The organism is Halomonas eurihalina, assembly GCF_008274785.1.
GTDB lineage: Bacteria > Pseudomonadota > Gammaproteobacteria > Pseudomonadales > Halomonadaceae > Halomonas > Halomonas eurihalina.
In genome coordinates this window covers 75,882-88,240 of sequence record NZ_VTPU01000009.1, presented here as the reverse complement: position 1 = coordinate 88,240, position 12,359 = coordinate 75,882, and the positions used below count along the sequence as shown (strand labels likewise).

Below are 12,359 nucleotides of genomic sequence, written 5' to 3'. Positions count from 1 at the left end.
TATACAATATAGGAAATGTTATTGCCTTTATGGCCCAGGAGGGTCGCATGAGTCGCGTCTTTCACCGTCATCTCGAACAGCACTATCCCACCGCCGTGGGCGGCGAGGGCCCTTATTTGATCGACGCCGAGGGGCGTCGTTACCTGGATGCCTGCGGGGGTGCCGCTGTGTCTTGCCTGGGCCACAGCGACGCCGAGGTGATCGAGGCTATCCGCGAGCAGGTCGGTCGGCTCGCCTATGCGCACTCCTCCTTCTTCACCAGCGAGCCGATGGAGGCGCTGGCCGACTTCCTGATCGAACGGGCTCCGTCAGGGCTGTCATCGGTCTATTTCGTGTCGGGGGGATCCGAGGCGGTGGAGGCGGCGCTGAAGATGGCGCGTCAGTATTTCCTCGAGCGCGGCGAACCCCAGCGCAAGCACCTGATCGCGCGTCGTCAGAGTTATCACGGCAACACCCTGGGAGCGCTGGCCACCGGCGGCAATGCCTGGCGACGGCGCCCGTTCGAGCCGATGCTGGTGGAGGTGAGCCATGTCAGCCCTTGCTATGCCTATCGTGACCAGGCACCGGGCGAAACGCCGGAAGCCTATGGCGAGCGCCTGGCCGCGGAACTCGAGGCCGAGATCGAGCGGCTCGGCCCCGAGACGGTGATGGCCTTCGTGGCCGAGCCGGTGGTCGGCGCGACGCTTGGCGCGGTGCCGGCAGTACCGGGCTACTTCAAGCGGGTGCGCGAGATCTGCGATCGGCACGGCATCCTGCTGATCCTCGACGAAGTGATGTGCGGCATGGGGCGCACCGGCAGCCTGTTCGCCGCCGAGCAGGAGGGCGTGGTGCCGGACCTGACGACCATCGCCAAGGGACTGGGAGGCGGTTATCAACCGATCGGCGCGACCCTGGTCAGCGAGCGGATCCGCTCGGCCATCGCCGAGGGCTCGGGCTTTTTCCAGCACGGTCATACCTATATCGGCCACGCCACTGCCTGCGCCGCCGCGCTGGCGGTGCAACGCGCCATCGAGCAGCGCGATCTGTTGTCCCGGGTGCGTCAACTGGGCGATGGGCTGCAGCAGCGTCTGGTCGGCCGCTTCGCCGATCATCCCCACGTCGGTGATATCCGCGGGCACGGCCTGTTTCGGGGCCTCGAGCTGGTGGCGGAGCGCGATGGCAAGACGCCGTTCGACCCGTCGCGCAAGCTACATGCCGAGATCAAGCGCACGGCCATGGACGAGGGGCTGATGTGCTATCCGATGGGCGGCACCATCGACGGCCGGGCGGGCGATCATATCCTGCTGGCGCCGCCGTTCATCCTCGAGCCGTATCAACTGGACGAGATCGTCGACAAGCTCGACGTTACCCTGAAACGTGTCTTCGAACGCCGCTGAAGGAGCCCGACCATGACCATCGAATCCCGCCTCTCGCCGCTGGACGAGGAACGGATGGAGCCGCAACAGCGTCGCGTCCTCGATGCCATTCTCGGCGGCCCGCGTGGCAACCTGGACGGTCCCTTCCTGGCCTGGATTCACAGCCCGGAACTGGCCGACCACGCCCAGCGCCTGGGGGCCTTTTGCCGCTATGGCACGCGCCTGGAACTGCGGCTGACGGAACTGGCGATCCTGTTCACCGCCGCCTGGTGGCAGTCTCAGGCGGAATGGCAGATTCACGAGCCCATTGCCCGTGAGGCCGGCATCGCCGAGGCGGTGATCGAGGCCCTGCGCGAAGGTCGCGAGCCGACCTTCGAACGCGACGATGAGGCGTTGGTCGTGCGCCTGGGCGAGTCGCTCTATCGCACCCGACGCGTCGATGACACGCTCTACGCCGAGGCCGTGGCGGCCTTCGGTGAGCCCGCGGTGGTGGAACTGGTGGGTGTGTTCGGCTACTACGCCCTGGTGGCCATGACGCTCAATGTCTTCGAGGTGCGCCGCGGCAGCGGGCCACTGCCGTTTGACGAGCCGCCCGCCGGGTAATCTTTACACGACACGGTCGCGGAAGGAGTGTTCTTTCAGGTTCTTATACCGCTATGCTGACGTCATTGCCTCTGTCAGGGATGACCGAACGCCATGGCCGACAGCACCTTAGTCTTCACGCTTCTTGGCTTGACCCTGGCCGCCTTCGTCTGGGGGCGGTTTCGCTATGACCTTGTTGCCCTGGCCGCATTGCTGACGGCGGTACTGCTGGGCCTGGTGCCGGCGGAGGAGGCGTTTCTCGGCTTCGGTCATCCGGCGGTGATCACGGTGGCGGCGGTGCTGGTCCTCAGTCGCGGGTTCGAGCGTTCCGGCCTGGTTGACCTGATCGCCGAGCAAGCGCTCAAGGTCGGCGATCGCCTGTTGCTGCAACTGCTGGTGTTGACCGGCACGGTGCTAGTGCTCTCCGGGGTGATGAACAATGTCGGGGCCCTGGCGTTGATGCTGCCGGTGGCGATCCGCATGGCGCGCGAGCATGGCAGCCCACCGTCGCTGTTGCTGATGCCACTGGCCTTCGGCTCACTGCTGGGTGGCCTGACCACCCTGATCGGCACGCCGCCCAACATCATCATTTCCAGTTATCGCGGCTCCCTTGGGGCCGACAACTTTGGCATGTTCTCGTTCTTTCCCGTCGGGGCGACGGTTGCCTTGGTCGGGCTCGCCTTCATCGTGCTGCTGGGCTGGCGCCTGGTGCCCAAGCGTGCGGGTAGTGCTTCCACCGAGGCGATGTTCGATACCGCCCATTATCTGGTGGAGCTGCGCGTGCCGGAAAAGGCCAAGGCGGAAGGCTGGACCCTGCTCGATCTGCGCCAGGCCGTCGACGAGGACATCCCGGTACTGGCGGTGGTTCGCGGCGAGCGGCGTCACGCCGGGCATACCTTTCACGGCGCGCTGCGCGAGGGCGACATCCTGCTGGTGGAGGCCGGCCCCGACGAGATGAAGCTGCTCGAGGACAAGGCCGGTCTGGAGGTCGGCCCCGAACCCGATGACGAGTCCGAACAAGAGGAGAGCAGTGAGAAAGCCGAGACCTTCGACACCGAAGGGCTGCACCTGGTGGAGGCGGTGGTGCGCAACGATTCCATGATGATCAACCGTACCGTCGCCCAGTTGCGTCTGCATAACCAGTACGGCCTGCATCTGGTGGCGGTGGCCCGGGACGGTGGCCGGCTCAATCAGCGGCTGCGGGACATCCGCTTCCGGGCCGGTGACGTGCTGTTGCTGCAAGGAGGCGAGAACGAACTTGCCGACAGCCTGACGACCTTGGGCTGCCTGCCGCTGGCCAAGCGCGATTTGAGCCTTGGCCAGCCGCGCCTGCTGCTGGTGTCGGTGGCCATCTTCGCTGCCGCCATCCTGGCCATGGTGCTGGACCTGCTGCCAGCCTCGGTGGCGCTGGCCGGGGCGGCCCTGGTCTCGCTGCTGGTGGGCGTGCTGCCGCTGCGCGACGGATATCAGGCCATCGACGGGCCGGTGATCGTCTTGCTGGGGGCGATGATTCCGGTGGGCCAGACGTTGGAAACCAGTGGCGGCGCCGCCTTGATCGCCGAGGCGATGCTGGCGCTGGGCAGCGATTGGCCGGTCGTGGTGACCCTGGCGGGGCTCTTCCTGCTGAGCACCCTGTTGTCCAATGTGGTCAACAACGCCGCCGCCGCCTTGCTGATGGCGCCCATCGCGGCGAGCCTGGCCAAGGGCTTCGATGCCTCCCTGGATCCCTTCCTGATGGTGGTGGCGGTCAGTGCCTCCTGCGCCTTCCTGACACCCATTGGCCATCAATCCAACACCCTGGTGATGGGGCCAGGCGGCTATCGCTTCGGCGATTACTGGTGGCTGGGGCTGCCGCTGTCGCTGGTGGTGATGGCGGTGACCATACCGATGGTGCTGCTGGTGTGGCCCTTGTAGGAAGCCTCGATCAGCAGCGAAAAGCCCCGGCTCTAGGCCGGGGCTTCGCGTCATGGTGGAAGGAAGAAAGGTCAGGCGGGGTGGTGGCGCAGCACCTTGGACTTGTCGGTGACGAAGGCGTCGTACTCGAAGTCGTCGACGGTCAGCATGTCCAGCACCTCTGCTTCGCGCTGGCGCATGAAGGTGGCATCTTCCTCGCTGATCAGACCGGCAGCGAAGGCAGCCTCCACCTGCTGCTCGGGATGCAGCGCCTCGGCCGGGATCTCGCCCTTGGCGTGTGCCTTGCCGACCGTGCGATACAGGCCCTCGGCGCGTTCCTGAGTGGCCAGCAGGGCATTGTAGCGGGCGAGGGGATTGTCCTGAGGGCCGTCGTCGGTGTCCCAGGTATTGCTGATGAGCTTGTGGCGCAGGGCGCTGTCGCGGGAGACGGACTGGGCGATGGCTCGCGACAGGTCATCCTGCGGGCGTGACCAGCGCCGGCCGAGCGGCATGATGATCAGGCGCAGTGTGCGGCCGAGGGCGCGATTGGGCAGATTCTCGAACAGCTCGACGAAGGCCTGCTCGGCACGTCCCAGCAACAGGCGAGCGGCGTAGTGCAGCAAGGCTTCCTCGCCCTCGACGCGGTCGCCCTCGTGCCATTGCTTGAGCAGCATGCTGGCCAGGTAGAGGTTGGAGAGCACATCGCCGAGTCGGGCGGAGAGCATCTCGCGTTGCTTGAGCTTTGAACCGAGGCTGGCCATGGCGGCATCAGCTGCGAGGCCGAAGCCGGAAGACAGGCGTGCGATGTCCTTGGCGTAGGGCGCGGCGACGTCATCGAAGGGAACGTCGGGCTTGCCGAGGCCGAATCCCTGAGTCAGGGCGCGGGCGGCGTTGCCGAAGATCAGACCGGCATGGTTGAAGAAGGCCCGGTCGAAGGCCTTGGAATCGTCGGCGTCCTTGGCGGCCAGTTCCTCGAGGACGTAAGGATGGCAGCGGATCGCGCCCTGACCGAAGATCATCAGGTTGCGCGTCATGATGTTGGCGCCCTCGACGGTGATGGCCACCGGGTTGGCGCTGTAGCCGATGCCGAGATAGTTGCGTGGCCCGAGCGTCACCGCCTTGCCGCCGTGGATATCCATGGCGTCGGCAAGGATGTCACGCTGGAACTCGGTCAACTGGCTCTTGAGGATCGCCGAGGGTACCGCCGGCTTCTCGCCGTGGTCGATGGTGTTGGCGGTCTGGTAGACGGCCGCCTGGGCGATATAGGCCAGTGCCGTCATGCGGGCCAGGGGTTCCTGGACACCTTCCATCTCGGCCACCGGCACGTTGAACTGACGGCGGATGCGGGCGAAGCCGCCGCTCCAGCCGATGGCGTAGCGGGCCGTGCCGGTGGCGCCGGAGGGCAGGGTGATGCAGCGGCCGACGGACAGGCACTCGACCAGCATGCGCCAGCCCTGGCCGATCATTTCCTCTCCGCCGATGATGGTCGAGAGCGGCACGAAGACCTTGTCGCCCTTGATCGGGCCATTGAGAAAGGGGCTGCCGATGGGGTGGTGGCGCCGGCCGATCTGCATGCCTTCGGTTTCGCGGGGCACCAGTGCCAGGGTGATGCCACGATCCTCGTCGTCGCCAAGCAGATGCTCGGGGTCGAACAGGCGGAAGGCCAGGCCGACTACGCTGGCGATGGGGGCCAGGGTGATCCAGCGTTTCTCGAAGGTCAGCTCCAGGCCCAGCACCTCCTCGCCGTCGATCTCACGCTTGACCACCACGCCGACGTCGGGAAGCGAGGTGGCATCACTGCCGGCGCGCGGGCCGGTCAGGCCGAAGCAGGGGATTTCGCGACCGTCGGCCAGGCGCGGCAGGTAGTGGTTCTTCTGTTCCTCGGTGCCGTACTTGAGCAGCAGCTCGCCTGGGCCGAGGGAGTTGGGCACCCCGACGGTGACCATCAGGGTCTCGCTGATCGACAGCTTCTGCAGGATCGTCGATTGCGCCTTGGCGGAGAAGCCCAGGCCGCCGTATTCCTTGGGAATGATCATGCCGAAGAAGCGCTCGCGCTTGAGGTAGTCCCAGAGCTCCTGGGGCAGGTCGGCACGCTCGCGGGCGATGTCCCAGGCATTGCACATGCCGGCGGCGACGCCGCACTGGTGATCGACGAAGGCGCGCTCCTCGTCGCTCAGACCATCGTCGCGGAAGGCCAGCAAGCGTTGCCAGTCCGGGCGCCCGGAGAACAGCTCGCCGTCCCAGGCCACGCTACCGGCTTCCAGGGCGGTGCGCTCGGTATCCGAGACCTTGGGGGCGACCTTCTTGAACATCGCGAACAGTCGCGGCGTCAGCCAGGCGCTGCGCACACCCGGCAGGCCGCAGGCGGCGATGCCGGCGGTGGCGATCAACAGCAGCACGCCGATCACCGGCGCACCGGCGAATATGCCGATCAGGCCGGTAACGCCGGTGACCGCCAGTGCGGGCAAGGCGCCAGCCTCGCGGCGCATCACAGTGAGCAGGCCGATCACGGCCAGCACGAGCAGGATCAGGGTCAGCATGGGTGTCTCCGGGTCGTTATCATTGGCAAGAATTCGAACATCCGTTTGAATTCTTGCAGAGTAGCCCAGTTTCCTGCAAGCGGCCAGCGGTTCGGCAGTTTTTCGCGGTGTTCTGGTACATCGTTTTGGCGTTCCTCTATTCAACAAAGAAAACGCCCCGCGCTGCGTCAGCAGGCGGGGCGTGGCGGTGGGGTCGCGGTGTGGAGTGCGACAGACTCAGTCGAGCCGGCGCATGGGATCCTGCTGGGCGGGGGCGCCGTTGGCCACGTAGTAGGGCGCGTCGCTTTTCGGCAGTGGGTCGCGGCCGCGGATCTTGTCGGCCATCTTCTCGGCCAGCATGATCGTCGGGGCGTTGAGGTTACCGGTGGGAATCACCGGGAACAGCGATGCGTCGACCACCCGCAGGCCCTCAAGCCCGTGGACACGGCCGGTGCCGTCGACCACGGCGTCATCGCCTTCGCCCATGCGGCAGCTGCCGCAGGGATGGTAGGCGGTCTCGGCGTGTTCGCGCACGAAGGCATCGAGCTCGGCGTCGGTCCGCACGTCCGGGCCGGGGGAAATCTCGCGACCGCGATAGGCATCGAAGGCCGGTTGCGCGATGATCTCGCGGGTCAGCCGGATGGCGTCGCGGAATTCCTGCCAGTCCTTGTCGGTGGACATATAGTTGAACAGGATGCTGGGCGCCGCCGCCGGGTCGCGGGACGTCAGGCGTACCCGCCCTTCGCTCTCGGAGCGCATCGAGCCGACGTGGGCCTGGAAACCATGGGCCTGGACGGCGCTCTTGCCGTTGTAGCTGATGGCGATGGGCAGGAAGTGGTACTGCAGGTTGGGCCACTCTTCCTCGTCGCGGCTGCGGATGAAACCGGCCGCCTCAAACTGGTTGCTGGCGCCCACGCCTTTACCCAGGAACATCCATTCGGCACCGATTTTCGGCTGGTTCCACCATTTCAGCGCTGGATACAGTGAGATCGGTTGGGTGCATTCGTACTGGATGTACATCTCCAGGTGATCCTGGAGATGAGTGCCGACGTTCTCGTTGACCTGGACCGGCTCGATGCTGAATTCATCGAGCACGTCCTGCGGTCCCACGCCGGAGCGCTGAAGGATCTGCGGCGAGGCGATGGCGCCGGCGCACAGCAGAACTTCGCGGCGTGCACGCACTTCCTGGGGCTGCCCCTTGCGCGCGTAACGCACCCCGGTGGCGCGCTTGCCCTCGAAGGTGATGACGTCGGTGGTGGCGTGGGTTTCGATGGTCAGGTTCGGGCGTGACTTGGCCTGGTCGAGATAGCCGCGCGCCGTGGAAGCGCGACGACCGTTCGGCGTGACGAAACGGTCCATGGGGCCGAAGCCTTCCTGCTGGTAGCCGTTGACGTCCTCCGTCGCCGGATAGCCGGCCTGCTGACCCGCCTCGATGAAGGTGTGGTAGAGGGGATTGTTACCTTCCTTGGGCGTGGTGACGCTGACCGGGCCCTCGCCGCCGTGATAGTCGTTGGGACCGATGTCACGCGTCTCGGCCTTGCGGAAGTAGGGCAGGCAGTCGGCGTAGGTCCAGTCGCCAAGGCCATCGCGCTTGGCCCAGTTGTCGTAATCCAGGGCGTTGCCGCGGATGTAGCACATGCCGTTGATCAGCGAGGAGCCGCCGAGTCCCTTGCCACGTCCGCATTCCATGCGCCGACCGTCCATGTGCGGCTCGGGGTCGGTCTCGAAGGCCCAGTTGTAGCGCTTTCCCTGCAACGGAAAGGCCAGTGCCGCCGGCATCTGGGTGCGGAAGTCGAAGCGGTAGTCGGGGCCACCGGCTTCGAGCAGCAGGACCTTGACGTCCGGGGCTTCGGTCAGGCGAGCGGCCAGGACGTTGCCGGCGGAACCGGCGCCGATGATGACGTAATCGAATTCACGGGTCTGGGACATGGAGCCTCCCTGGGCAATGACAAAAAGAGCTCGGTGGAAGATGAGCTTTGCCGGCGACAAGCCTGCACGAGGGCGCTATAACCCCATCCCTGGGCGCTACATCCGCCATCCATGGCGGATGACCCTCGCTTCGCCTTATCCCCGGCGCTTATCTCGCGAATAGCGCCAAGGGGCGATCAGAACACCGATTCGAAGGGCCCCATCTCGACCTGTACCGACTTGGTCTGTGTGTAGTGGGCCAGGGTCTCGACGCCGTTCTCGCGACCAACGCCGGACTGCTTGTAGCCGCCCACCGGCATTTCGGCGGGGGATTCGCCCCAGGTGTTGACCCAGCAGATGCCGGCCTCGAGGCGATGGATCACGCGGTGGGCGCGATTGAGCCCTTCGGTGAAGACGCCGGCGGCCAGGCCGTAGAAGGTGTCATTGGCGCGGCGGATCACTTCCTCTTCGTCGTCGAAGGCCAGGATCGACATCACCGGGCCGAAGATCTCTTCGCGCACGATGCGCATGCTGTCGTCACAGTCGGTGAACACCGTGGGTGCGGCCCAGGCGCCGGAGCTGTAGCTGCCCTGATCCCAGGCATCGCCGCCGGCCAGCACGCGGGCGCCTTCCTGCTTGCCCAGGGCGATATAGGAGAGGACCTTCTCCTGATGCTCGAAGCTGACCAGCGGGCCGAAGTTGACCGTCGGATCCAGCGGGTCGCCGGCCTTGATGCGTGCCACGCGCTCGGCAATCTTGGCTTCGAAGGCATCCTTGACGCGGCGGTCGACGAAGACCCGGGTGCCGTTGGTGCAGATCTGCCCGCTGGAATAGAAGTTGGCCATCATGGCGGCATCGGCGGCGCGGTCCAGATCGGCGTCGTCGAAGACGATCAGCGGCGACTTGCCACCCAACTCCATGGTCACGTCCTTGAGGGTGGAGGCGGCCGAAGCGGACATCACTTTCTTGCCGGTGCCGACCTCGCCGGTGAAGGAGACCTTGTCGATATCGGCGTGGCCGGTGATCAACTGACCGACCCGGGCATCGCCATGGATGACATTGAACACGCCGTCGGGCATGCCGGCCTCGGTGAAGATCTCGGCGAGCAGCATGGCGGTCAGCGGGGTGACCTCGCTGGGCTTGAAGACCACGGCGTTGCCGGCGGCCAGTGCCGGAGCGGATTTCCAGCAGGCGATCTGGATGGGGTAGTTCCAGGCGCCGATGGCACCGATCACGCCCAGCGGTTCGCGACGGGTGTAGACGAAGGAGGAGTCGCGCAGCGGGATCTGGCTGCCCTCGATGGCCCCGGCCAGGCCGGCGTAATATTCGAGCACGTCGGCACCGGTGACGATGTCCACCTCGGCGGTCTCGCTGATCGGCTTGCCGGTGTTGCGCGTTTCCAGTTCGGCGATCTCGTCATTGCGCTCCCGCAACAACGCCACGGCGCGATTCAGAACACGGCCGCGTTCCACGCCGGTCATGGCGGCCCAGGTCCTCTGGCCACGCCGGGCGGCAGCGACGGCGGTGTCGACGTCCGCCTCGCTGGCCTGCTGGATGTCGGCCAAGCGGCTGCCGTCGAAGGGGTTTACGACCGGGAAGGTCTCGCCGGAGGTGGCGTCCACACGGCGACCGTCGATGTAGAGGGGCTGAGTATCGAGCTGTGTCATGTTGGCTCCCATCAGGACTCGGGTTGGGGTTCGTGTGAAGGGTGCGGGGTTCGTGCGTCTTGGGCTTGCAACAGTTGGTCGAGGTATTCTCGGGCCAGGCGCCGCGCGCGGTCGGAATCCAGGCCCTCGGACGTCAGGGCGCCGCGCAGCCAGAGACCATCGATCATCGCGGCCAGGGCGCGGGCGGCGTCACGAGCCTGCTCGCGTGGCATCAAGAAGCGGAACTGGTGGCAGAGATTGGCATACAGGCGCCGGTCGTTGACGTTCTGCAGGCGCTGCAGTTGCGGTTGGTGCATGCTGCTGGCCCAGAACGCCAGCCAGGTCTTGGCCACGGGGCCGGTGACCTGGCTGCGATCGAAGTTGCCGTCGATGATCGCCTCCAGATGCGCCCTGGGGGAGGTCGTCGACAGTGCCTTGCGGCGTGCCGACACGGCGGCGCCCAGGTCGTGGAGGATCTGGCGCATCGTCGCTTCCAGCAGACCGTCCTTGCCGCCGAAATAATGGCTGATGATCCCGGCGGAAACGCCGGCATGCCGCGCGATGCGCATCACCGTGGCATCGGCCAGGCCAACCTCGTCGATGGCGGCCACGGTAGCCTTGATCAGCTGTTGGCGACGGATGGGTTCCATTCCGACCTTGGGCACCTTGCTGACTCCTCTTCGTGTTCACCTTGCAACCATGCGGTCTAGCATGGTTAAGATAAGACCAGTTTGTCATTTTTTTATTGAATGTTCAATCAATAAAAATGGCGTCGAGCGGGTCTTCAACAATTCCGCTCGGGAGCGACGGGCTCTCGTGACATAGAGGCCCGCGCCGACTATCCACTTTCCACTTCAAGGGAGAGACGTCAATGAACAAGATGACCATGGGGTTGGCGACCGCCGCTTTCGCGCTGTCCGCCTCGCCGTTGATGGCCGCCGACGACAGTTGCCAGCCGGTGCGTTTCGCCGAGGTCGGCTGGACGGACATCACCGCCACCACGGCGCTGACCACCGAAGTGCTCGAGGCCATGGGCTACAAGACGCGTATCGATACTGTCTCGGTCCCCATTGCCTATTCTGGCATGAAGAACGGCGATTTCGATGTCTTCCTCGGTAATTGGATGCCGTCCATGGCCTCGATCAGCGATCCATACGTGGAGCGCGGCGAGGTGGAACGACTGGGCGCCAATCTGGAAGGGGCAAAATACACGCTGGCGGTACCGCAGTACGTCTATGACGCGGGCGTGACTTCGGTGGCCGACCTGGACGAGAATGCCGAGCGCTTCTCTCATCAACTGCATGGCATCGAAGCCGGTAACGACGGCAACGAGATGATTCAGCAGATGATCGATGACGATGCCTTCGGCCTGGAGGACTGGCAACTGGTCGATTCCAGCGAGGCCGGCATGCTGGCCGAGTTGAAGGCACGAGTCCCGGACGAGCAGTGGATGGTGTTCCTGGGCTGGGAGCCGCACCCGATGAACACCAACTTCGACATGGCCTACCTCGAGGGTGCCGATGACTACTTCGGCCCGGACCTGGGCGGCGCCACGGTGTACACCAACACCCGGGCCGGTTACACCGAGGCTTGCCCCAATGTCGGCAACCTGCTGAACAACCTGAGCTTCACCCTGGAGATGGAAAACCAGTTGATGGGCGCCATCATGGAGGAGGGAACCGATCCTCGCCAGGCAGCGAAGGCGTATCTCCAGGAGCATCCCGAGGTGCTCGATGGCTGGCTCGAAGGCGTAACCACCAAGGCTGGCGAACCGGCGCTGCCGGCGGTGAAGGCGGCGCTGTCCATCGAGGGCTAATGCTTGCGCGGGCTTGCCATGCAGGTGGCCCGCGTGCATAATCCTCCCCCGTTGCTCGCGCGGCAACGGAAAGGCTACGTAGCTCAGCTGGTTAGAGCACATCACTCATAATGATGGGGTCCCCTGTTCGAATCAGGGCGTAGCCACCAGGGATATCCAGAGACGCCCGTTCGGCCATGCCGAGCGGGCGTCTTGCATTGGAGGCTCGTCACCGGTGGATCCAGCCGATGGCACTTGACGTTGCCGAGCCGATCCGTATACTACGCCCCGTGTTCGAGGTCGTTCCCCGATAGCTCAGTTGGTAGAGCAAATGACTGTTAATCATTGGGTCGTAGGTTCGAGTCCTACTCGGGGAGCCAACATCTTGTGTCAGCAAGGCTCGAACATTGCGCTTGATCGACAAGGCGCATTAAAGGTCATTCCCCGATAGCTCAGTTGGTAGAGCAAATGACTGTTAATCATTGGGTCGCAGGTTCGAGTCCTGCTCGGGGAGCCACCTTTCCTACCTATTGCCCGTTTCCGGGTGCATACATCGTCATTCCCCGATAGCTCAGTTGGTAGAGCAAATGACTGTTAATCATTGGGTCACAGGTTCGAGTCCTGTTCGGGGAGCCATCTTTTCTACCTTGGCTCGAACGTC

General features: G+C 64.9%; 8 protein-coding genes and 4 tRNA genes. 8 read left to right on the top strand and 4 right to left on the bottom strand.

Going from position 1 to position 12,359, the window contains the following annotated elements; translation table 11 throughout:
* Window positions 1-47 precede the first annotated feature (47 nt).
* The 3 genes from FZZ93_RS10580 to FZZ93_RS10570 all read left to right on the top strand — a co-directional run bounded on the left by FZZ93_RS10580 (window position 48) and on the right by FZZ93_RS10570 (window position 3,851).
* A complete protein-coding gene (locus FZZ93_RS10580) occupies window positions 48-1,376 on the top strand; it encodes an aspartate aminotransferase family protein (protein WP_149322291.1) in 1,329 nt (442 codons plus the stop codon).
* Between the two features lie 12 nt (window positions 1,377-1,388).
* A complete protein-coding gene (locus FZZ93_RS10575) occupies window positions 1,389-1,958 on the top strand; it encodes a carboxymuconolactone decarboxylase family protein (protein WP_149322290.1) in 570 nt (189 codons plus the stop codon).
* Window positions 1,959-2,051: 93 nt separating this feature from the next.
* A complete protein-coding gene (locus tag FZZ93_RS10570) occupies window positions 2,052-3,851 on the top strand; it encodes an SLC13 family permease (protein ID WP_149322289.1) in 1,800 nt (599 codons plus the stop codon).
* A gap of 71 nt (window positions 3,852-3,922) precedes the next feature.
* On the opposite strand, the gene FZZ93_RS10565 is transcribed toward FZZ93_RS10570, so the two are convergent.
* From FZZ93_RS10565 to betI, 4 genes are all read right to left on the bottom strand, one after another.
* Window positions 3,923-6,370, bottom strand: coding sequence for an acyl-CoA dehydrogenase (locus tag FZZ93_RS10565; protein ID WP_149322288.1), 2,448 nt, complete (start codon window positions 6,368-6,370; stop codon window positions 3,923-3,925).
* Window positions 6,371-6,586: 216 nt separating this feature from the next.
* Window positions 6,587-8,278, bottom strand: a complete 1,692-nt coding sequence (gene betA / locus FZZ93_RS10560; RefSeq protein ID WP_149322287.1) for a choline dehydrogenase — start codon at window positions 8,276-8,278, stop codon at window positions 6,587-6,589.
* Window positions 8,279-8,454: 176 nt separating this feature from the next.
* On the bottom strand, window positions 8,455-9,924 hold the full coding sequence (betB, locus tag FZZ93_RS10555) for a betaine-aldehyde dehydrogenase (RefSeq protein ID WP_149322286.1): 1,470 nt from the start codon (window positions 9,922-9,924) through the stop codon (window positions 8,455-8,457).
* Between the two features lie 11 nt (window positions 9,925-9,935).
* On the bottom strand, window positions 9,936-10,568 hold the full coding sequence (betI, locus tag FZZ93_RS10550) for a transcriptional regulator BetI (protein WP_187774510.1): 633 nt from the start codon (window positions 10,566-10,568) through the stop codon (window positions 9,936-9,938).
* A gap of 206 nt (window positions 10,569-10,774) precedes the next feature.
* On the opposite strand from betI, the gene FZZ93_RS10545 reads away from it, so the two are divergent.
* The 5 genes from FZZ93_RS10545 to FZZ93_RS10525 all read left to right on the top strand — a co-directional run bounded on the left by FZZ93_RS10545 (window position 10,775) and on the right by FZZ93_RS10525 (window position 12,334).
* The gene (locus tag FZZ93_RS10545) at window positions 10,775-11,719 is read left to right on the top strand and encodes a choline ABC transporter substrate-binding protein (RefSeq protein ID WP_149322285.1); all 945 of its coding nucleotides are present in this window, start codon (window positions 10,775-10,777) and stop codon (window positions 11,717-11,719) included.
* 72 nt (window positions 11,720-11,791) lie between these two features.
* Window positions 11,792-11,868 (top strand) — tRNA-Met (locus FZZ93_RS10540).
* Between the two features lie 134 nt (window positions 11,869-12,002).
* A tRNA-Asn gene (locus FZZ93_RS10535) sits at window positions 12,003-12,078 on the top strand.
* A 61-nt stretch (window positions 12,079-12,139) separates the two neighbouring features.
* Window positions 12,140-12,215, top strand: a tRNA-Asn gene (locus FZZ93_RS10530).
* A gap of 43 nt (window positions 12,216-12,258) precedes the next feature.
* Window positions 12,259-12,334 (top strand) — tRNA-Asn (locus FZZ93_RS10525).
* The last annotated feature ends 25 nt before the right edge of the window (window positions 12,335-12,359 follow it).

What these genes read in the sequence shown, in the direction of transcription:
- FZZ93_RS10580 (WP_149322291.1), top strand. Translation starts at nt 48, where the DNA reads ATGAGTCGCGTCTTTCACCGTCATCTCGAACAGCACTATCCCACCGCC.
- FZZ93_RS10575 (WP_149322290.1), top strand. Translation starts at nt 1,389, where the DNA reads ATGACCATCGAATCCCGCCTCTCGCCGCTGGACGAGGAACGGATGGAG.
- FZZ93_RS10570 (WP_149322289.1), top strand. Translation starts at nt 2,052, where the DNA reads ATGGCCGACAGCACCTTAGTCTTCACGCTTCTTGGCTTGACCCTGGCC.
- FZZ93_RS10565 (WP_149322288.1), bottom strand. Translation starts at nt 6,370, where the DNA reads ATGCTGACCCTGATCCTGCTCGTGCTGGCCGTGATCGGCCTGCTCACT.
- betA (WP_149322287.1), bottom strand. Translation starts at nt 8,278, where the DNA reads ATGTCCCAGACCCGTGAATTCGATTACGTCATCATCGGCGCCGGTTCC.
- betB (WP_149322286.1), bottom strand. Translation starts at nt 9,924, where the DNA reads ATGACACAGCTCGATACTCAGCCCCTCTACATCGACGGTCGCCGTGTG.
- FZZ93_RS10545 (WP_149322285.1), top strand. Translation starts at nt 10,775, where the DNA reads ATGAACAAGATGACCATGGGGTTGGCGACCGCCGCTTTCGCGCTGTCC.